Source organism: Virgibacillus alimentarius, assembly GCF_017874635.1.
In the GTDB taxonomy this organism is placed as follows: Bacteria; Bacillota; Bacilli; order Bacillales; family Amphibacillaceae; genus Virgibacillus_B; species Virgibacillus_B alimentarius.
On record NZ_JAGIKX010000042.1, the window covers coordinates 1 to 21572 of the forward strand.

The following is a 21572-nucleotide window of genomic DNA, read 5'->3' on the forward strand; positions in this document are numbered from 1 at the left end:
TGGACACCCTTGCTTTCAGCTAACAGTTCCTACTGCCAAGCCTGTAGTGGACTTTCACCACCAAGTTATAGCCCATGCTGGGCGCACTAAAAAAACCTCTCTGCAATAGGCTGCAAAGAGGCACACGTATAGTGGGCATACGTGTTTCCGAGCAACCTTTTAGAACTCTCTGGATCTATTTAAAGGTTTGTTAAACATACTTATAACCACGTTTATACTATTTTCATAAATGAGCAACTGCTTTAAATCGTCTATTCATCCAGCTGAACAACATAATCCCTTTGTCTAAGGTTGGAGTGTTCTTACCTACTCAACAATTTTTGTTTTTCATCACCTCATAGAAAACGCGCTTTCTCTAGGAGGAAAAGGGATTGGTTTATGTAAATATACATATTTCGTACAAAACGCTTCCTTTAAGCTTCACAGGACGATATTAAAGATTCATAATTTATTTTTATTATTATTTCAAATTGCTTTCTATCTGTCAATAGATTTTTTCAATGTATACAAAAATTTCTTTATAATACGTTAGGGGCTTCTCCTGTTCTAAGTTTCAAAAACACGCATATGTATATAAATGGATTTATATTTGGTAAAAGGATGGGTGATTATTATATGGATGATTACAAGGACGATCACAAAGATGAGTACAACGATGAATCATCAAGACACAAAAAGCCTGGCCATGATAATAGCAAAAATGAACAACTGAATAAATACAGGGAGAAAAACACAGGCCCAGGTGAGAAATTAACGAGTGATGCCGGTTTGAAAATTTCGAATGACAGGTGGTCATTGCGAGCAGGAAGACGTGGACCAACACTATTTCAAGACTTTCATTTTTATAAAAAACAGTCACATTTTAACCGCGAACGAATCCCTGAAAAAGTGGTTCATGCTAGAGGTGACGGGGCATACGGAGAATTTGAGTTATATAAATCCATGAGACATGTCACAAGAGCACATTTTTTGCAAGAACCTGGATGCAAAACACCTGTGTTTGTTCGTTTCTCCAACTTTATTGGAAGTAAAGGCTCCAAGGATACCGCAATCGATATCCGCGGTTTTGCAACCAAGTTTTACACACAAGAAGGAAATTACGATATGCTGGCACTCTCATTTGCTGTTTTTTCCGTTATGGATGCCATGAAATTTGCAGATTTTGTGCATGCGGTTAAACCGAATCCGCGTACAGCCGTTCCGCAAGCCACTGTCGCGCACGATAATGCTTGGGATTATGTCGCCAATAATCAGGAAATTGCGCATTTTATTATGTGGTTGATGTCCGGTCGAGGACGTCCGAGAAGCTGGCGAATGATGGAAGCCTGGCCTGTCAATACATTCCGATTTATCAATGAACATGGTAAATCAACTTTCGTCCGATTTGTATGGAAGCCCATGCTCGGTGTTCATTCGTTGTTACTTGATGAAGCAAATATTATTGGAGGGGTTGACCCTGACTACCACCGACGGGATCTCCATGAGGCCATTATGTGCGGCGCATACCCAGAATATGAACTCGGCGTGCAGCTGATCCAGGAAGAAGATCAATTCAAGTATGATTTTGATATTTTGGATGATACAAAACTCTGGCCAGAAGAAGTCATTCCTGTTGAAATTATTGGAAAAATGACATTGAACCGACTCGTTGATAATCACTTTGCGGAAGAAGAACAAGTTTCATTTGATCCTGCAACGGTTGTTCCGGGGATTGATTTTACGAATGACCCCGTCCTGCAAGGCAGATCCTTTGCTTACAGAGATACGGATTATCATCGACTTGGCACGGGCAATATTAATAATATACCGGTCAACCAGCCTATCGTCGAAACGAACCTTAATCAACGACAAAGCGATGTGAGACATCGGATTGATGTTGACTCCGTACACTATCATAAGAATTCTTTGGCTGGCAATACACCGAAAGAAACCCCTCCCGAAAAAGGTGGTTATGCGCATTATCCGGAGAAAGTAGATGGACATAAAACGAGGGAACGTCCAGGAGAATCATTCTTTGATTTCTTCAGCCAGCCAAGAATGTTTTGGAACAGCATGACCCCCGTTGAGAAACAGCAGATAGTGGAAACATTTAACTTTCACCTTGGATATGTAAAAAGTAAATCGGTTCGCCAACAAGTTGTTGATATGTTTGGAAATGTAGACACTCACATGGCAACGGCAATTGCTGAGAGTATAGGCGTCAATCCACCAAAAGAATCGCATGTACCTGTAACAAAAAGTTCCCCTGCCCTTAGTCAGGCTAATACAGCCTATTATCCATACACCCAAAAAGTCGCTGTTCTCATTGGCAACGGTTTTAACGGCAAAGAAGTAAAAAATGTACTTGATTACCTGCATCATTGTGGGGTTTTTATAGATATTATCAGTGAAAACCTCGGTACTGTCAAAGGAGACGACGGCATGCAAATCGAAGTCAATACCATATTCACCTCAACCTATTCTGTGTTATACGATTCCCTTTATGTTGTAGGAGGAAAAACCAAAAATGAAGCGAAATTCAGATCAGATATCAAATCATTTGTAAAAGAAGCATACAAACATTATAAACCAATTGGTGTAGCAACAACTGCAGCGTCTTATTTTAATAACACAAATAAAAATAACTTAGCTGGTGTCGTTTTCGCCGAAAATAATCCAAATTTTAAAGATGAATTTGTATCCGCAATCGCTCAGCAGCGTTTCTGGAATCGAAAGTAACATGGTAAGACAGTAAGAGCAACGAATTTTAAACGTTGCTCTTTTTTTAGTAAAAATCACCATTCGATAAATATCTAGTAGTAGCCTTCATCGACAGCCATTGCGATTGCTTTCGTCTCATGAACGGTACCATAAGGATGCTCAGGCGGTGCATAGATCGAATATAGTTTAATCGGTTTATCACCGGTATTTGTTAAATTATGCCATTTCCCAGCTGGAACCACGATCGCAACGTCTTCATAAACGTTTTTTTCAAAATCCAAATTATTTTTGCTGTCTCCCATTTGCACTAGACCTTGACCTTCTTCAATACGGAAGAACTGATCAATATCCGGGTGAACTTCTAATCCAATATCCTCTCCAACATCAATGCTCATTAAGGTCACTTGCAAATGATCTCCTGTCCATAAAGCAGTACGGAACGTCTTATTTCGTTCTGCAGCTTCCTCTATATTTACGACAAACGGCTCTCCTCCATAATCGTTTAACAAAAAATCAAATCGTTGCACATTGTTCTTCTCAGAAGCCTGCGTAAAAATATTACGAATGAAGGGGTGGTGAGAAGTTGAACCATATGTTTGATAGGCTTCATTTCTCTCCACTTCTACTTCATACGCTTTTTCTAAACCTTCTTTGTAAGTATGAAAACGAATGCCCTTATTTTGATGCATCGGGCGACTTCCAGTGAGAGCAGTGTAAAGATTCATGAATTGTCCGAAGTATTCTTTTTTGTCTTCTAAAGCGTGCAAAATCTCATTTTTATGCTTTTGATTTGGTGCTACATCTGCTAGTCGATAATAAAAGTCAATGGCTGCAGCCTCTTTTTGAATGCCTTCATATACAGCATCCAATTCTTGTGGATACATTCCTTGCTGTAATGTAGTTTCTACAGGATATTGAGACATGGTTCGATAAGGCATATAACAATTCGGATAGGGGTTAGGCATAAAATACATTTTGTTCATTCCTTTCACAAGTATCTAACACTACCATCCTATGCCCAAATTTAGATAATGTACGTTCCGCTACGAAAAAGAAGAGAAAAAATCCTCTGTGATTTTTCCCCTTCCTTTTGAAGTAACCTACATGATTTCTTATTGCCTTTTCTTCGTTTTCTTATTATGAACTTTTTCCGTTGTCGTTAACGGTTCATTAGCAAGCTCATGATCATATTTTTTGGATAACTTCTTTCGTACAGCTTGTTCATCACTTACCCCACCGGTTATTTGATTCCTCTTTTTTCTACTCACGATAAGCACCTCCATACTATTATCTTGCCTATCGACACCAACGAATATGTATAGACCAATTCCTTTTTACAGCGGACCTGACATACATAAAGTCCTATCCACGATGCAGCACAACAATTAAAAAAACGTTCCGTTTTCTTCCCAAGCTGAACGTTTTTTCAATCATTTCCCTATTCAATTTAAAATTTGTGCATTTACATCCAAACACCTTTCCGTATAAATCACGCCATTCTCGTTAAGCTAATAAATACTATTATTTTTATTTAACTTCCTTTTATTGTAAAATTAGATTTAATTATTTATTGGACCTTCTACATAAGAAAGCTTAGGTGATAAAATGACAAACACCATTTTAATCGGTATTGTAATTATTCTTGTGGTTGGTATCTTCTCGCAATGGCTTGCTTGGCGTATCCAATGGCCATCCATTGTGATTATGTCGATTGCAGGATTATTACTAGGACCTGTCTCTGGTTTTTTCAATCCACAAGAAGCAATGGGAGATTTATATAGCCCTTTGATCTCCTTAGCAGTTGCTATCGTATTATTTGAAGGCAGCTCCAGTCTGGACATTAGAGAAATAAAAGGAATTTCTAAATCCGTATTTCGAATTGTCACGTTTGGGGCATTTCTTGCATGGATCGGAGGTGCTCTTGCAGCTCATTTTATCGCGGGGCTAAGCCTTCAGATTTCATTTATCATCGGTGGTTTATTTGTCGTTACTGGGCCAACTGTCATTATTCCCCTACTAAGAAATGCAAAATTAAAACCACGAATTGCAGCTGTTTTAAAATGGGAAGGGATTATTGTCGATCCATTTGGACCGCTCCTTGCTCTTTTTGCTTATGAAGTGATCAATGTTCTTACAACAGAAACACTGCACGCCAATTATTTATTGAACTTTTTTACAAGTGCGGTCATCGCCATTGTTTTTGGTTATGTAATTGGATTTTCCGTCAGCATTATGGTCAGTAAAGGGATGTTTCCGGAATATTTAAAATCACCAATCATCTTAGCATTTGTATTGCTTTGCTTTACGATGGCAGAGGTAATCATGCATGAGACAGGTATGCTTGCGGTTACCGTAATGGGACTAACCCTTGCCCGAACGAAACGCTATGTATCATCGATCGGCAGCATTTCTCATTTTGTGGAAAACATATCTGTCCTCTTGACATCAACCATATTTATCCTGCTTACCGCTTCTTTGTCACGGGAAACCATTGCTGAAATTTTCACGTGGCCGATCATCGGTTTTGTGCTGATCATGCTTTTTATTGTTCGACCTTTATCCATTTGGATTTCAACAATTGGTACAGAACTCACGAACAAGGAAAAGACATTAATCGGATGGATAGCGCCTCGCGGGATTGTTGCACTGACCGTTTCTGGATACTTTGCAGAAATACTTCTCAGGGACGGACACGAGGACGCAGCACTTTTGACAACTTTAACATTTGCACTTGTATTCATCACCGTCTGTGCGCATGGGTTTTCACTTGGACCATTGGGGAAAAAACTTGGGCTTGCCAATGACGCACCACCGGGAGTCCTGATTGTCGGATCAAGCAGTTTTTCCGTTGCACTTGCTGATTATTTACGCAAATTGAAAATTCCTGTACTCATTAGTGACACATCTTACGGACGCCTTCAAGCTGCAATAAAGGAGGATATTCCTATTCACCATGGGCAGATTCTTGCAGAGCATACACAGTACGAAGTGGACCTAACTCCTTACGAAACCATTCTAGCCATGACTGGAGATAATGCTTTTAATGCACTTGTTGGTCAATCTTACGTACCGGAGTTCGGTTATAATAATACCTTTGCATTACCTTCTTATGATCAGCGCAATGTAAACAAGGATAAGAATCCCGTGTCAGTTAGAGCCCATTTGTTATTTAGAAAAGATGCCGTTTTTACAGAATTGAACCGGAAAATAAATACAGGATACTCTATCCAAGCGTTAGATGTTAAGGAAAAAAATAAAATAAAGAAAGATAATATTCCCGAAGATGTCATCCCTCTTTTTATTAAAAAAGATGATGATACGATTCAATTTATTACACTGCGGAGAAAACTCGTACTGGATGAAGGAGATAAGCTTATCGTTCTAACGAAAGGGGATTAATTTTTTTAAAAAAGACCTTTGACGAATGATGAGAACGTCAAAGGTCTTTCATTTAAAGCGATCTTTAAACCGGGTAGGACTGATCACCATGAAGATACTCGGGATGATTATATACATAAAAATCATACCAACTAATCCAGTTGTTAAAGCAGGAAATACAAGGTAAAAGAAGTTGATATTTGATTCCATCAGCTTCCCCAGATTGGCAGTAGGGAGATTTAAGTTGGAGAGTATCATGTTAATCATTAAAAAATAAGAACAAACCAATATACATTTTTCAAACAGCTTCTGCGTGTAAATCCAAGTTTGTCCAATTCTGACCTGAATCAAAAATAGTATCAAACTGGATATTGTAATTACCGAAAGTATATAATACAAACTAAACAATTGCTTTGATGTTACATGGATGGATGCAAAGTAATCGCTTATAAATTGAGGCAAAAAAGCATCTATTGCCCCCAGGGCCTGTAAAAAAAGAGCAGGGGAAAAGGATGTCAAGATGACAAACACGAACAGAAAAAATAAAAAGTAAGAAGCATGATCTAGTAAATCTCCAATTAATCTTCTAACTAGATCTACCAAAATGAATCTCCGGATTTTTTACCTTCATTAAATTATCATATTTCATACTATTCGCTCCCTGCTTAAGGCTTAGGAATCCATTTTCACAACAATTTTCCCCGTGTTTTTATTGTTTTCCATATATTCGTGTGCTTTTTGCATCTCTTCAAAAGGAAAAACGCGATCGACGATGGGTTTTAATGTTTGATTTTTAAATAAATCATAAGCGCTGGACGCAAAATCTGCTGTAAGATCTGCCTTATATTGATCACTTCTAGGTGTCAGCAGCGTTCCTGTCAGCTGAATCCGCTTCGCCATCAGATGCATGAGGTTAAACTTTTCTACTTTGGCACCGCCTAACAATCCGATCAACACCCAGCGCCCGTCTATTTTAATACTGTCCAAATTTTTCTTCCAATAGGAAGCACCTATAAAGTCAAGAATCAAATCGGCCCCTTTATTATTTGTAGCCTTTAATACTTCCTGATCAAAATCCTGTTCCTTATAATTGATACAGACATCCGCCCCCAATGACCTGCAAAAATCCAGTTTTTCTTTAGATCCCGCAGTGGTTATGATATTGGCTTGTCCAATTTGTTTCGCAAGCTGGATGGCAGCTGTACCAACGCCGCTTCCTCCGGCATGAATCAGAACCGTTTCATCCACACGTAATTTTCCTATCCAAAATAACGTCTGATAGGCAGTCAAAAATACTTCAGGAATAGCTGCCGCTTCTTCAAATGATAGATTTTCCGGAATCACCATCGCCCGGTCCGCTGGCATGACCGTATATGCAGCATATGCCCCGCCATTCACAAGCCCCATCACCCGAGTACCTACTTCGATATCTACATCTGCGGCTACTTTTTCAACAACTCCAGCAACTTCAACACCTAAAATAGGGTGATCCAAATAGCCGGAACTGCTTCGTCGGTTGATAATATCTGTCCGATTCACAGCTGTCGCTTCCACTTTAATACGTATTTCACCATCTTTTGGCTCTGGAGTTGGCTGCTCACTTACTTGTAATTGTTCAGCACCACCTGGTTCATTAACAATCATCGCTTTCATTTGGACGCCTCCTTCTATGTAGAATTTTTCTTATGTTTGTTTATAAACAATGATAGCATTTTATTGTGATAAATGAGAAATTTTTACTGGTTAAATATTCGTGATGGATGATCTGTATGGTTCATCATTTTGTCTAAATATTTTACCAATAATCCACTATCCAAACGAACAACTACATTTTTTGCATTTCTCTACTCTAAACTAACTAAAAATTCTTCTATTTCTTCTGGCAGTAGTACAGGTTCCATGCATGTATACATTGTCAATTGTCTTTTGTATCGCCAAAAGCTTCCGGAATCATGGTGAAACCTTCGATCACGGTATCTTCTTCTACTTCAATTAAGAGGCAAGGCTTTCCATCAAAATTAATCCGTTTTACATAACTTAAATCTTGTGGGCTAATAGATATTTTCGCTACTTTTGTATCGATTTTGATGGATTTCGAGTTATATTTTGGGACGATGTTATTTGCCTTTAGTTCATATTTATCGTCATCGATGACTTTTTGGAAAGCTGTTTCTACCTTTTCTGTATTGACTTCTTCTACACCACTGCTTTTTAAAACACGCTCCACCTCTTTGTACCCTAATGTCGGCGTTTCTTCCTCATCCTCATTTTCTTCCACCACACGATTGATTTCTTCATATACATTGGCAAGTGTTGATGTATTTAATTGATCTCCTGTCACATCTTTAACAATTTCCTCAAAAACGAATTTATCCTCTTCTGCGGTCATCGTCTCCTCGGCATTTAATACTGTCTCTATGAAATCGGGGTCAATGTCATTTGGTTTGGCTGCAGAATATAAAATGCGATTGACATCAGCAGTATGATCGGTGAAACATGGAAATAGAAATCCGGCTATTGGTGCATTGAGGTTGATAATTGGATCTACGACAATATTGTATTTGAATTTCTTTTCAACATAGTCAAAAAGCAATTCCTTTTTTGGATCCAGTGTTTTATTGATACTGCAAAGCGTAAAGGAATGGGAATAAACAGCATCCCGTTCATTCTCCTCCGTCTCTTCATTTCGGCGTTTCATTGGCTTCAAATATTCACCCCGGATGAATGTCACGACAATATCCATTTCATATTGTTTATCTTTCAGCATCTTTTCTACAATAAGAAGCATCTGTTCTTTCCAGTCTTCCGAATTATCGCTTAACAATCCCTGATGAAGAATAAGCTGACTATTATTTTCAACGTTACGCTGAAATTTTAATTCGAATAACTTTTGATCCAATTGCCCTGTCAGCACTTTTTTGAAGTTATTCATAAATAATTCCTGTTGCTCTTGCTCTAACATTTCAAACGGTTGACTTTGGTGATGATAAATTTCGCTTGTTTCCTTCATGATATAAACATTAAATATTTCAGATATTTTCAGTAAATCATTATGTACTTTGAATTGTTTTCGGATGTTCGCAATGTCTTTTTTGTTCATAAGATTCCTACCCCTTGTCTATTTTTGATCTATTCATATACTTTTGAAAGCCAGATAGCTGCTCGTGCCAGCATCATAGATAATTGATCTGATTTAATCGTTTCCTTGAAGTATCTATTCTAACATGAAATAATAGAAACATTTACTAAGTCGAAAATAAATAATGGAGGTTCCCATGAAATACGAAATCATACTATTCGATGTTGATGATACATTATTTGACTTCGGTATCTCGGAAAAGGAAGCACTAACAAAAGCATTTCTGGAGTTTGACTTACCTTCAGGTTTAACAAATTATCACGCCAGCTACAAAAAAATAAGCAAGGCGTTATGGCAAGCTTTAGAACAAGGAAATATATCAGTGACCGAACTAGGTGTAGAGCGATTTAGAAGGCTGTTCCTTAAACATAATCTAAAGATAGATGCAGAATTATTCAATCGCGTTTATCTAGGATATTTAGGAAAAGAAGTACATCTTATACAAGGTGCTGAAGAAGTATGTCATCATCTGCGTAACCATTGTCTAGCTATTATTACTAACGGATTCAAGGAAGTACAAACAGCAAGAATAGGAAGTTCTCCACTATCGGATATTTTTGAGCAAGTTATTATCTCAGAAGACGCTGGCACCCAAAAGCCAGAAAAAGGCATTTTTGATTATGCTTTTTCCAAGCTACAGATTACAAATAAAGATAACGTTCTAATCGTAGGGGATTCTTTGACTTCGGATATACAAGGTGGGGTTAATTACGGTATTGACACTTGCTGGTTCAATCGCCATCATAAAGAAAACAATACAAATGTAAAGCCAACCTATGAAATTAGTGAACTGACCGATCTTATGCAGATTCTATCGGAAGAAACGGATTAAACGGGGACTACTCCGACATTCAATCGGAGTCTGCGTGTATGAAGATCAGACGTACACTAGGAAACAGTCTTTCTAATGCAGTTATACCCGCAAGGAGAGTCAGAATTGTCTCAAATGATCCTAAGAACATTATCCAAGAACATCTCGGAGCGTCCAAGTGATTAACTTATGATGCAGATAATTAACGCATGCATGAAAAGTAGCACAAACTGAGTTACCTAGAACGAAAGGCAGCGATCCACATTAGAATATTTTTTTTAAATCTATTCTCCTATTAAAATAGCCGGTTTTGAGTAGAAAGAGGCGGCGATTCAAATAGAGAACCAGCTTTTTTTGCTGTGCTAAAATCTTTGTAGTAAAGTAACTTTTTTCCAGAACTTCATCGTTCATTCTATGTAACACATGTTTCTGGTAGAAAGGACGTGAAATAATTTAACAAGTTTACCTTATTATCAAAACTTTCTTCAAGTAAACCTGAGCTAATCGATGCATTCGTTCATCTGCACCCTTACTTTCACCATAGAAACATAGATCAACAACGCCAACGTACTGCAGACAAAAATGACGATTCCCATTGGCAAAGCTGTATCTTCCCCGGCGATTCCAACAAGCGGTGAAACAACAGCCCCACCGGCAAACGGAAGAATACCAAGAAACGCGGAAGCGCTCCCTGCTGATTCCCCTCGTCGCTGCATTCCGAGCGAAAAGGAAGTTGTCGATACCATCCCGACACTAGACACCACAAGAAACAATGCAACAAGTAACAGCCAAAACGATAAATTGAGAAGAACAACAACAAGCAATAAACAGCTTCCAATAATAGAAGTAATCGCCCCAGCTAATAGAAGTTTTGACTCGCTTACTTTAACAGCAATTTTCCCTGTAATTTGAGCAGCCATAATAATTCCTAATCCATTTGCAGCAAATATAAGCGAGAATTGTTGCGGGGTAACCCCGTAAATATTTTGCAGTACAAAAGGAGCACCCGCGATATAAGCAAACATACTCATCATGACAAACGACTGAGATAATGCAATCCCCATAAACACCCGGTCCTTTAGCAAATCGGTAAATGTCTTAAATACCGCTAGTACATTTCCATCCGATCTTTTTTCCACTGGCAATGTTTCAGGAAGCGTCAATAAAACGGCCAAAAACATCATAAATCCGATTGCCCCAAGGATAAAGAATACGACATGCCAAGAAACCCAGTTTAAGATAGCCCCGCCAAATATTGGAGCAAGAATAGGTGCCGCCCCGTTCACTAAGGCAAGTAAAGCGATAAACTGTGTTAAATCTTTTCCGGTATACATATCCCGTGCTGATGCCCGGGCAATGACTATTCCTGCAGCACCTGTTAAACCTTGAATAAATCGTAAACCAACAAACACCCAAATCGAGGGACTGAATGCGCATAATGCAGATACTACTGAGTAAATAATCAATGTAATGACAAGCGGACGGCGCCTGCCCTGCATATCACTTAATGGCCCAAAAAGAAGCTGACCAACTGCAAGCCCCAGCAAACAGGACGTTAAGCTTAATTGAGCAAGGGAAGCGGTCGTCTCTAGATCCTCCGTTACAAGTGGAAGTGCCGGTAAATACATGTCCATCGATAAAGGGCCAAATGCAGTGAGTGAACCTAACACAAACACGATCCAGGCCTTTCGTAATTTACTAGATTTTGATTGTTGATCGAATTTATTTTCTGCGACATTCATAAATGGCCCATTCCTTTCAATATTTAACATCGTTTGCTTCTAACCATAACATATTTTTAGCGTTCCTCCCTTCTCTAGCATTCTAGTTCAAAAAAAAAATATGATATAATCAGCATGGATTAGCTAGAAAAAAGGATGATACAATGAGCAAACAAATGTTAAAGAATGATTGGGAACCTCTTTTAAACGAGGAATTTACGAAAGATTATTATGTAAATTTAAGAGAATTTTTGAAAAGAGAATATGCAAATCAAACAATTTACCCGCCTATGGATGCTATTTTTAACGCCCTTCATTACACACCTTTTCATCAAGTGAAAGTGGTGATTTTAGGACAGGATCCATATCATGGTCCAAACCAGGCACATGGGCTTAGTTTCTCTGTTCAACCGACCGTAAAACAGCCGCCGTCTTTACGAAATATATTCAAAGAATTACAAGATGACGTAGGCTGTACACCACCCGATCACGGCTATTTGGTTGAATGGGCAAAGCAGGGAGTCCTTCTTTTAAATACCGTGTTAACCGTTCGGCAAGGCCAAGCGCATTCCCACCGAGGAATGGGCTGGGAAAACTTTACGGACCGTGTGATTCAGCAGATCAATCATAAAGAGAAACCAGTCGTTTATATTTTATGGGGAAGAGCTGCCCAAAGCAAAGAGAAACTAATCGATACATCCAAACATTATATTATCCGATCCCCGCATCCAAGTCCTTTCTCAGCTTATAAAGGTTTTTTTGGCAGCAAACCTTTTTCAACCACAAATGCAATACTAAAACAAACCAACCAGGAGGAAATCAACTGGGGATTATTTTAAGGGGATAAATGGAAAAGTGCCGATCCTCTATCAAAGAACATCGGCACTTTTTCATTTACTTATGAATGTCCGGCTTGCCAAGGTCTGGCAGCATTTGGTCTTTTCTTCCTATTTTGAGGCATATCTTCTCGCTTTACTATTTTCGGTTCCATTCCGCTTTCGATTCTATTTTTCACTCGACTATCCAATCGAAATGTAATCGGTGGTTTGAACAATCGCTTTGATAAAGTATTACAGTCTGGGCAGTATGCTTCCCGTTTATTCCCACGCATCCCCTGATACCATAATGTGAATTCCCCGCACTTCACACATCGAAATGTATAATTTGCCATTCTTTATACCTCCATATTACGTAGGCAATATATTTTTCTCAAAAATATCTTTTGGTAGAGCAATGGTACAACAAGAATTTGGTATATCCACTACCCCAGCTAAATGGCCTTGTACAGGGGCAGAACCAAGCAGCATATATGCTTGTTCTCCTGTAAATCCATGTGATTTCAAAAATTCAATCGCATTTAAACAAGCATTTCTGTAAGCAACGTTCGCATCAAGGTATGTTTGTTTACCGGAGAATTCATTAACGGAAACCCCTTCAAATACGATAAACTCATTATAGTGTGGCATAACAGGCCCTGGTTTGAAGGCAGGATTTTTCTTAATTTGATATTTTTCCATTCCACCTTTAATCACATCAACCCTTAAATCAATCCAACCCGGCATCTCAATTCCACCACAAAAAGTTATTTCCCCGTCACCCTGGGAGAAGTGTAAATCGCCTACAGAAAGCTTCGCACCATCTACAAATACTGGAAAGAAAGACCTTGATCCTTTTGATAATTCCTTAATATCACAATTTCCACCGTTTTCCCTTGGAGGAACCGTTCGTGCCCCCTCTCTAGCCACTCGATCAAAGTCTTCTCCCTTTAAACCACCAAGAACAGCATTCTCTTTGGTAGGAAGATTTGCTAAAGGTGGTACACGATTGGGGTTTGAATCAACTAATTCCTGCTCACGTCTATTCCACTCATCAAGCATTTCTTGTGAAGGAGCTACACCAATAAGTCCAGGATGAATCAGCCCAGCAAATTTTACATTTGGAACATGTCTTGAAGTCGCGTAAATACCATTGAAATCCCATATAGACTTGGCTGCTTGTGGATAATGATCTGTTAAAAAGCTACCGCCATTTTCTTTTGCGAAAATTCCATTAAATCCCCATTCATGTGCACGAAATGTTCCAATATCCAAAATATCTACAACAAGTAAATCGCCTGGCTCTACTCCATTAACATATACTGGCCCACTAAGTACATGTACACGAGTTAAGTCTACATCGCGTATGTCAGAGGGATCATCGTTATTACCAATTTGTCCATCTGTCCAATCAAGACATTCCATCCGAAATGACTCACCTGGATCGACCGAAAAAGCGGCTGGAATATCTGGATGCCAACGATTATGCCCCACTACCTCCTGCTCGTCCATTTTCTTGTTCAAGTCCACTTTAAATAATTTTTTTGGCAATTCCCCATCTCCTTCAACATTATTTATTCGAAATTTGTATGAAGATCATAGATGAATTAATCTCGTACTATTAAACAAACTTAATACATTCATAGGATATGATCATTCCGGGGGAATCATGCCCAAAATGGTTAAAAAACTATTCGTTTTCGATGACTTAAGATCTATTTCATTTCGAAAAAATGATGATTTACTAGATGAAACTCAAAAAGCGCCGATCCTCTATCAAAGAATATTGACGCTTTTTATTATTTAAACGTTACATGTTGACCGCTTTATATCACTCAAACATCTTCCCCGGATTTAATATTCCCTCCGGATCTAGCATTTGCTTCATATTTTTCATAACCTCTACCGCTTCCCCATGTTCAGCTTTTTGAAATTTCATCTTCCCAAGACCTACACCATGTTCTCCCGTGCATGTGCCGCCAACTTCTATTGCTCGCATCGCTAGAGCGTCATTTGTGTACATTGCCCGTTCCTGCTCTCCTTCTACCTTGGGGTTAAATAGGACAATCGTATGAAAATTACCATCCCCAATATGTCCTAAAACACCTCCTGTTAAGCCGCTTTCTTCAATCAACTCACGCGCATAACTAACTAATTCCGGAAGACGTGATATGGGAACACAAACATCTGCACCAGTATCACGCATTCCTTTTACATGTGTAAAAGCATAGGAGAGTTCATGACGTGTTCGCCAAACTTCTTTCTGCTTAGCAGGGTCCGTAGCCACTTCCCAATCCCTACACCCAAGGTCATGTAATAATTCTTTCGCCAAAACTGATTCTTCTTCCACTGCTGCTTTCATCCCGGCAAATTCAAAAAATAATGTATGATGGACCGGATAGTCATAGGCCCCATAAGCATTTACCTGTGCAATACTTGTTGCATCGACGAGTTCCATCCGCATAACCGAAATACCGCTAAGTAATATCGTTTGAGCTGCGGCGGCACAAGTTTCTATATCATCAAAGGTACATCTAGCCATCAGTGTATGTTCCGGTATCCCGTGTAACTTCAAAGTCACTTCCGTAATGATGCCTAATGTACCTTCTGATCCGGTAAATAGACCTGTTAAATTGTAGCCGGATGATGACTTTTTAGCACGCGTTCCCGTATGAATCACCTTTCCATCTGCTAAAACGACTTCCAAGTCAAGCGTTTGATCCCGCATCGCACCATAGCGCACTGCTGTTGTTCCACTGGCATTCGTTGCTGCCATTCCGCCAATCGTCGCATCTGCCCCAGGATCGACAGGAAAAATGAGCCCATGACGATTGACTATTTTATTTAAACTTTTCCTTGTCAGACCCGGCTGTACCGTGATGGTCATATCTTCAGGTGAAAAGTCAACGACCTTATTCATCTTCTCAAAATGAATGACAATCCCTCGCTGAATGGGAATAGCTTGTCCCTCAAGACCTGACCCAGCGCCAAAAGACGTAACTGGAACATGGTACGTGCGTGCGATTTCTAAAATTTTCTCAATATCTTCCCGTGATTCCGGAAAACAGACAACTTCCGGTTCTACAGCTTGATGCGGCGACTCATCGTGACTGCACGCAAATAATGCTGTTTCATTTTGACTAACCTTTTCATTGCCGAGTTGATCTTTCAGCATATGAATAAACATCTGAGCACCACTTCCTGAATATTTTTACTTTTATGTTTGCACTTAAAATATCATATGAGCAATCAATGCAATAATAGGTAATGAGATGAATGTACGTTCCATAAAAACAAGAAATAAACGTCCAATACCGACTGGGATTTTGGAGATGATCAGCAATGTTCCCATTTCCGTTAAATAAATAATTTGTACAAGTGATAATGCAGCAACAACAAATCTCGTCATCTCCGCTTCAATGCCAGATGCTAAAACAGCCGGGATAAACATATCAATAAAACCAACGATCGTAGCCGGGGCAGCTTGAACTGCTTCCGGTATTTGCAGTATGTTTAACAGGAGCACCATAGGCTTTGAAATTATTTCAAAAAACGGCGTAAACTCCGCTATAATTAAAGCTACTGTTCCAATTGCCATTACTTGGGGGATGAGAACAAAAGCAATACCTAAGAATACTTCACTTCCCTGTTTCATTTGATCTTTAAACGAACCAGCTTTTTTAGCCCGCTCTATCGCCTGAATCAGGCCCCATTTCATTTTTGATATCCCTTTTGGAACAGATTCCGTATAATCATTCTCTGTATAGTACGTATCAGGTATTCTAGATAATGGTGGTATTCTTGGAATAATCACGGCACTTACCACACCTGCAATACAGATCGTTAAGTATAGTACTGGAAACATATGATCAATATCCAGCATCCCTGCAATGACAAGACAGAACGGGAGGGATACAGTGGAGAAGCAGGTTGCAATGGCTGCTGCTTCCCGCCCCGTGTAAAATCCAGCTTGATATTGTTCCCGTGTTAAAACAACTCCAACATTTACGTTTCCTACCCAAGATGCCAGTAAATCAATGGCTGAACGCCCTGGTAATGTAAAGAGAGGTTTAATGACTCCGCGAAGCATGGTCCCAACAAATTCCATCACCCCAAAATTAATCAGATATGGCATTAAAAAGGATGCAACGAAAAACCACACAATTAAGGTCGTCAATAAATCAAACATCACTTGTCCGGTCACTTCTGATTTAAATACTTCCCAGCCAAACTGATGAAAAGTCATAAACGCAAATAGGGTCCCCAACACTCTAGTAATGGTCCAAAATATCGAAACATGAAATAGAGAGTTAAATAGAGGCGAATGCACTATAAATTTCGGCTTAAATATAGCTGCAATCACGGTAAACATCGTTGAAATCAACATCACGTACGTAATGATCGCAGGAAGAGCACCTGATAAAGCATCGATCACAAATTCGGTTACTACCCCTAACGGAATATTAAACGTATCCCCATCATAGATGGGAAATAGGAAAATAAATACTCCGAATAAAGAAGGAATTAAAAATCTGAGCAAACCTTTTTTATCCACGCTATCCTTTTCTTCATAAGATTCCTCTCTTTGCTGGCTCTCCATGAATCAATCCCCCCTTTTTTAAAAAATGGCAAATTTACAATGACTCCAATACTTCTTCAAGCACATCTAGTCCCCGGTCCATTTGTTCTTTGGTAATAACAAGCGGTGGAATCATTCGGATTACTTCACCTGCGTTTCCACAAATATAAAATAGAACGCCTTTTTCCAAGCATTCATTTAATACCTTCATCACAGCGTCACCATCCGGATTTCCTGTTTCCGGATTTCGAAGTTCGATACCAATCATTAAGCCAACACCGCGAACATCTGCAATAACCGGATAATTTTCCTTCATTTGCTGTAGTCGCTCGAGGGCATACGCTCCTATGTTCGTCGCATTTTCAAGAAGATTTTCTTCCTTGATCACATTTAGAGATGCTCTTGCAGCTGCACAAGCGATCGGATTACCGCCAAATGTTGTCGCATGCGCACCAAGTGGCCACTTTTCCATTAATTCTTTCGAAGCTACTGTTGCACCAAGTGGCAGTCCAGCTGCAATTCCTTTTGCAATTGCCATAATATCAGGTGTTACATCAAAGGTGTGTGAAGCAAACCAATTTCCAGTACGGCCAAATCCGGTTTGTACCTCATCAAAAATAAGCAATATGCCATGACGATCACAGATTTCCCTGATTTTCTTCAGCCATGCTTTCGGTGGAATAATATATCCGCCTTCACCAAGAACAGGCTCTAAAATCATACAAGCAACTTCTTCTGGATCCACTTGATGTTTAAATAACGTCTCCGCTTCCTTCTCTAATTTTTCCGGAAAATAAACTTCTGGATCCACTCCGTCTGGACATTCTTCTGGGTGTGCATAAGGGAGTTGATACGTCAGCCATGCAGGTTGCTGGTATTTCCGGTACTTACTTTTTGATGTGGAAACGCTAAGTGCACCGATAGTACGTCCGTGAAAACAGCCGGTAAAAGAAATAACATAAGGGCGCTTTGTCACATGTTTTGCTAGTTTTAATGCCCCTTCAATGGCTTCTGTACCACTATTTCCAAAGAAAAAGTTATCGAGTTTTCCAGGAAGTACCGCTTGAAGTTCCTCTGCTAACTTTAAAATAGGTTCATAGATAATGACACCTGAAGGACCATGAACTAAATGATCCGCACTATCTTTAATTGCTTGTACTACTTTAGGATGCCTATGACCGACATTTTCCACTGCTATCCCTGATGTGAAATCAAGGTATTCCTTGCCATCTGTTCCATAGTAATAACATCCTTCTGCCTTGACTACCGGTAGATTCGGATGATCCTTTGCCATCCCCGGTGCAAGGAAATTACCAATTGAATCTACTAATGCTTCCCAGTTTTTTTGTTTTTGTTCCATCTTCTCCATCCTCCTGATCAATCAAAATACTTTTTGAGTTTTCTTACTACCGACGCTTGACTAATTCCCAGATAATCCGCCATTTCCGTTGTTGTTTTATATTGCTTTTGTGCTTTCAGCAAAACTTCCTTTTCCACTTTTTCCAAAATTGCGGGTAAAGGATGTCCTTCCATTTCAATCGAATCAATCCCCACATGCTGCTGTATATATTCCGCGGGTAAATCATCCTCCGTTATCATGGCTGATTCGCTTTGAACGACTAAACGCTCCATCAGATTCTTAACTTCCATAAAATTTCTTTCCCATCGCATATAAAGCAACGAATGGAATAATGGATCGGATAGTTTTTTATTTTGTTGGTACATCCCGTTATACTTTTCAAGATAGATTTCAAACGCCTTCCTTAAATCTTCCGGTCGTTCCCTAAGTGGCAAAACGTGAATAGGCACGACATGTAAATAATAAAATAAATCTTCCCGAAACTGTTTGGCTGCCATTAAATCCTCCAACGATTGTTCCGCTGCAGTAATTATTCTGAAGTTTCCATTTGTCCGCTGCAACTCCTTTAATAAAGTTGTCTGAGAAGCTAATGATAACTCGTCTATTCCTTGTAAATATAAGGTACCCGACTGGGCCATCTGCAGAAATCCAATTTTCTTTGTTCCCTCCGCGTCCAGTCCGCCAATGAGTTCCCTCTTAAAAAGAGCATCTGGTATAATACCGCAATCAACGGTGACAAATGGACCGGCCTTTTTTGTACTTTGTTTGTGAATAATTTTTGCAAGTGCTGTTTTTCCTACACCGCTTTCCCCCTCAAGAACGACTGATACTTGAAGCGGAGCGATTTTATCAATCATTTTTAAAATTTGTTTCATTGATTTACTCTCGCAAATAAAACCTTCTACATGTAAACTTTCCTTCCGCAGTAAAGCAAGTTCTTCCTTTACAGTTGACATTTCATCCTCGAATTCAGCTAAATATTCCTGCATTAAACGTAATTCTGATACGTCATAGGAATAACTGATCACAAACTCGACTTCCTGGAATTCATTAAACAATGGAATCCCGGTAATAAGCACCTTTCGATTATTAGAGGCGATTTGCACAATGGCTACCTTCTTTTTCTGCTTCAGAACAAGAGGTGTAATCGCAGGGGTGAAAATGCCCTTTGATTCTAATTCATAGACGGATTGCCCGAGCAATTCTTCCGCTGACAAATCATAATATAGCCCGCTTTTACGTGTTACCTTTATAATCGTTCCGTCGCGTTTGGTAACAATAATATCCTCGTCATAGGACTCAATGATTTCTTCTTCTGAATTAGGTAATAGATATAAGCTTTGCAACAAATCACCTCCTAATTATTTAGAAATGCATAATTATGTAATGTTGTATAATAATTATACATAACTGAATATTCAAATGCAATATTGTTTCCTATTTTCTGTTTTTTCATCTTATTAGTGCGCAAAAAAATACGACGCATTCTCCTAAATGGCGCCGTATCCTTATTATTATAAAATTGATTGATTAGCAAAATGAATCGTTCGGGCTTGGATTTTTAAGTCCAAAGATTTTGCGGAAGTATAATCCGAAATAAGATCCTGCGAGTGCCATAACCATCCATACCCAACCGTGTAAACTAAATGAAGCAATTCCGCCGAAATAGGCACCAATATTACAACCAAATGCAAGTCTTGCACCATATCCCATTAACAACCCGCCGATAATGGATGAAATAGCTACACCAGTTTTTATTTTTCCCGGTTTGAAATTACCTTGAAAAGAGGCAGCAATAAACGCACCAAGTATTATTCCAAAATTCATGACGCTGGTAGAATCGGCCAAAACAGTTTCCCGAAGTGCCTCTGTATTACCTTCCCAAAAAGACCAATTGGCAACATTGACCCCAAATAATTGCAAAAATTTAGATCCCCAAAGTGAAAAAGCTGAAGTAATTCCCCACGGCTGACCTCGTATAGCAAGTGTAAAAGCATTAAGTAGAGCAAGTACAACACCAGCTGTAACGAGCGGCCAAGCGCCACGCCATAATTTCTTGAATCCACTTGTAGTAGCCAACGGCTTCATTTGAGGAGGATTTTTCTTTTTAGCAATTTTATCTGTAATTACATAAATGCTAATAAATATGAGGAACTGAAGTCCCCAACCTCCAAAATAGCCAAGTCTAGTTGATTCTGCTAATGAGATTGGTGGAAGTGATGGGAGATTAAGCCAAAAACCAAGATGGTAAGCCCCTATGACGGAACCTACTATAAAGCTAAGCAAAGTTAGAACCATCGAAGACTTTCCACCACCAAAATTATATAATGTCCCGGAAGCACACCCATTTCCCATTTGCATTCCTATTCCAAATAAAAAAGAACCAACAATAATACTAATGCCAACAGGAGACACATAACCATTTGGGGTGATGCCTGTAAAACTAAAGCCACTGGATAGTATAATTGCAAATAGTGTTGAAGTAACAGCCAGCATGATCATGTGAGCCTGCAAGCCTTGTACATTTCCTACAGAAATTAATCTTCTAAAAGCTGAGGTGAAACCAAAACGCGCGTGTAACAATGTAACCCCTAACGCTATCCCGATTAGATACAAAAAACCTTGTGTATAAGTTGAATAAATTAAAATGGATAAATATAATATGACAGCCGCTACCAACCCAATCCATACGAAAGGCTTTTGAACAGGAGCAAGAGCCGTTTCAATCGTTGTGGATTGTTTTGGCTTATTCCACTGATATACTTTATAAGCTTCTGGTACCATATTATCTATTATCCCTCTAATCCCTATTTATTTACTATGCTTTATTACTGCAATTATTTTAATATATTTTCTTGGTTTTGTAAATAGATGGATCGGAGGAAAAAGGAAAGCATCTATATCCAGAAATACCCCTTTATATGCTTCCATGTCAGTGACGGATGAAAACTTACTGTAGCAATTCATAAGAAAGAAATCGAGTAGGTGACTAACCATTACTTGGTTAGTCGACCTCTCACACCACCGTACGTACGGTTCCGTATACGGCGGTTCAATCTCTTGAGTATC

The 21572-nt window shown here is 39.1% G+C and carries 17 protein-coding genes; 4 read left to right on the forward strand and 13 right to left on the reverse strand.

Features of this window, described 5'->3' with window-relative positions; genetic code table 11:
- Positions 1-615 precede the first annotated feature (615 nt).
- Positions 616-2718 carry a catalase gene (locus J2Z81_RS14300; protein WP_226371638.1) on the forward strand — a complete coding sequence of 701 codons (2103 nt, stop codon included), beginning with the start codon at positions 616-618 and terminating at the stop codon, positions 2716-2718.
- Between the two features lie 74 nt (positions 2719-2792).
- On the opposite strand, the gene J2Z81_RS14305 is transcribed toward J2Z81_RS14300, so the two are convergent.
- Both J2Z81_RS14305 and sspO read right to left on the reverse strand, forming a co-directional pair.
- Complete coding sequence (locus J2Z81_RS14305; protein WP_226371639.1) at positions 2793-3674, reverse strand: cupin domain-containing protein; 882 nt, start codon at positions 3672-3674, stop codon at positions 2793-2795.
- 138 nt (positions 3675-3812) lie between these two features.
- The gene (gene sspO, locus J2Z81_RS14310) at positions 3813-3968 is read right to left on the reverse strand and encodes a small acid-soluble spore protein O (protein ID WP_029267102.1); all 156 of its coding nucleotides are present in this window, start codon (positions 3966-3968) and stop codon (positions 3813-3815) included.
- Positions 3969-4305: 337 nt separating this feature from the next.
- On the opposite strand from sspO, the gene J2Z81_RS14315 reads away from it, so the two are divergent.
- On the forward strand, positions 4306-6099 hold the full coding sequence (locus J2Z81_RS14315; RefSeq protein WP_029267104.1) for a cation:proton antiporter: 1794 nt from the start codon (positions 4306-4308) through the stop codon (positions 6097-6099).
- 651 nt (positions 6100-6750) lie between these two features.
- Here J2Z81_RS14315 and J2Z81_RS14320 read toward each other — a convergent pair.
- Positions 6751-7731, reverse strand: a complete 981-nt coding sequence (locus J2Z81_RS14320) for an NAD(P)H-quinone oxidoreductase (protein WP_029267114.1) — start codon at positions 7729-7731, stop codon at positions 6751-6753.
- A gap of 262 nt (positions 7732-7993) precedes the next feature.
- Positions 7994-9178 (reverse strand): DUF4317 domain-containing protein, encoded by a 1185-nt coding sequence (locus J2Z81_RS14325; RefSeq protein WP_226371640.1) that lies wholly within the window; start codon positions 9176-9178, stop codon positions 7994-7996.
- 175 nt (positions 9179-9353) lie between these two features.
- On the opposite strand from J2Z81_RS14325, the gene J2Z81_RS14330 reads away from it, so the two are divergent.
- Complete coding sequence (locus tag J2Z81_RS14330) at positions 9354-10049, forward strand: YjjG family noncanonical pyrimidine nucleotidase (protein ID WP_226371641.1); 696 nt, start codon at positions 9354-9356, stop codon at positions 10047-10049.
- Between the two features lie 479 nt (positions 10050-10528).
- On the opposite strand, the gene J2Z81_RS14335 is transcribed toward J2Z81_RS14330, so the two are convergent.
- The gene (locus tag J2Z81_RS14335; RefSeq protein ID WP_226371642.1) at positions 10529-11770 is read right to left on the reverse strand and encodes a multidrug effflux MFS transporter; all 1242 of its coding nucleotides are present in this window, start codon (positions 11768-11770) and stop codon (positions 10529-10531) included.
- A gap of 143 nt (positions 11771-11913) precedes the next feature.
- Between J2Z81_RS14335 and J2Z81_RS14340 the strand changes: the two genes are divergently transcribed.
- Positions 11914-12588: a uracil-DNA glycosylase gene (locus J2Z81_RS14340; protein ID WP_029267127.1), complete on the forward strand. Its 675-nt coding sequence runs from the start codon at positions 11914-11916 to the stop codon at positions 12586-12588.
- Between the two features lie 59 nt (positions 12589-12647).
- Here the strand turns inward: J2Z81_RS14340 and J2Z81_RS14345 are convergent, their stop codons facing one another.
- The 8 genes from J2Z81_RS14345 to J2Z81_RS14380 form a co-directional block, all read right to left on the reverse strand.
- Positions 12648-12920 carry an FmdB family zinc ribbon protein gene (locus tag J2Z81_RS14345; protein WP_029267128.1) on the reverse strand — a complete coding sequence of 91 codons (273 nt, stop codon included), beginning with the start codon at positions 12918-12920 and terminating at the stop codon, positions 12648-12650.
- A 16-nt stretch (positions 12921-12936) separates the two neighbouring features.
- The gene (gene fmdA, locus J2Z81_RS14350) at positions 12937-14115 is read right to left on the reverse strand and encodes a formamidase (protein ID WP_029267129.1); all 1179 of its coding nucleotides are present in this window, start codon (positions 14113-14115) and stop codon (positions 12937-12939) included.
- 280 nt (positions 14116-14395) lie between these two features.
- The gene (locus tag J2Z81_RS14355) at positions 14396-15751 is read right to left on the reverse strand and encodes an FAD-binding oxidoreductase (protein ID WP_029267130.1); all 1356 of its coding nucleotides are present in this window, start codon (positions 15749-15751) and stop codon (positions 14396-14398) included.
- 42 nt (positions 15752-15793) lie between these two features.
- Positions 15794-17164 carry a YjiH family protein gene (locus tag J2Z81_RS14360; RefSeq protein WP_029267131.1) on the reverse strand — a complete coding sequence of 457 codons (1371 nt, stop codon included), beginning with the start codon at positions 17162-17164 and terminating at the stop codon, positions 15794-15796.
- A gap of 34 nt (positions 17165-17198) precedes the next feature.
- A complete protein-coding gene (locus J2Z81_RS14365; protein ID WP_029267135.1) occupies positions 17199-18503 on the reverse strand; it encodes an aspartate aminotransferase family protein in 1305 nt (434 codons plus the stop codon).
- 17 nt (positions 18504-18520) lie between these two features.
- Positions 18521-19849, reverse strand: coding sequence for a sigma 54-interacting transcriptional regulator (locus tag J2Z81_RS14370; protein ID WP_226371643.1), 1329 nt, complete (start codon positions 19847-19849; stop codon positions 18521-18523).
- Between the two features lie 184 nt (positions 19850-20033).
- The gene (locus J2Z81_RS14375) at positions 20034-21287 is read right to left on the reverse strand and encodes a YeeE/YedE family protein (protein WP_226371644.1); all 1254 of its coding nucleotides are present in this window, start codon (positions 21285-21287) and stop codon (positions 20034-20036) included.
- Between the two features lie 27 nt (positions 21288-21314).
- A partial coding sequence (locus J2Z81_RS14380) for a hypothetical protein (RefSeq protein WP_226371645.1) occupies positions 21315-21572 on the reverse strand: 258 nt, incomplete at its 5' end.

Bases quoted from the DNA above. Each gene is read 5' to 3' on its own strand.
- J2Z81_RS14300 (WP_226371638.1), top strand. From the start codon at position 616: ATGGATGATTACAAGGACGATCACAAAGATGAGTACAACGATGAATCA.
- J2Z81_RS14305 (WP_226371639.1), bottom strand. From the start codon at position 3,674: ATGTATTTTATGCCTAACCCCTATCCGAATTGTTATATGCCTTATCGA.
- J2Z81_RS14315 (WP_029267104.1), top strand. From the start codon at position 4,306: ATGACAAACACCATTTTAATCGGTATTGTAATTATTCTTGTGGTTGGT.
- J2Z81_RS14320 (WP_029267114.1), bottom strand. From the start codon at position 7,731: ATGAAAGCGATGATTGTTAATGAACCAGGTGGTGCTGAACAATTACAA.
- J2Z81_RS14325 (WP_226371640.1), bottom strand. From the start codon at position 9,178: ATGAACAAAAAAGACATTGCGAACATCCGAAAACAATTCAAAGTACAT.
- J2Z81_RS14330 (WP_226371641.1), top strand. From the start codon at position 9,354: ATGAAATACGAAATCATACTATTCGATGTTGATGATACATTATTTGAC.
- J2Z81_RS14335 (WP_226371642.1), bottom strand. From the start codon at position 11,770: ATGAATGTCGCAGAAAATAAATTCGATCAACAATCAAAATCTAGTAAA.
- J2Z81_RS14340 (WP_029267127.1), top strand. From the start codon at position 11,914: ATGAGCAAACAAATGTTAAAGAATGATTGGGAACCTCTTTTAAACGAG.
- J2Z81_RS14345 (WP_029267128.1), bottom strand. From the start codon at position 12,920: ATGGCAAATTATACATTTCGATGTGTGAAGTGCGGGGAATTCACATTA.
- J2Z81_RS14355 (WP_029267130.1), bottom strand. From the start codon at position 15,751: ATGTTTATTCATATGCTGAAAGATCAACTCGGCAATGAAAAGGTTAGT.
- J2Z81_RS14360 (WP_029267131.1), bottom strand. From the start codon at position 17,164: ATGGAGAGCCAGCAAAGAGAGGAATCTTATGAAGAAAAGGATAGCGTG.
- J2Z81_RS14365 (WP_029267135.1), bottom strand. From the start codon at position 18,503: ATGGAACAAAAACAAAAAAACTGGGAAGCATTAGTAGATTCAATTGGT.
- J2Z81_RS14375 (WP_226371644.1), bottom strand. From the start codon at position 21,287: ATGGTACCAGAAGCTTATAAAGTATATCAGTGGAATAAGCCAAAACAA.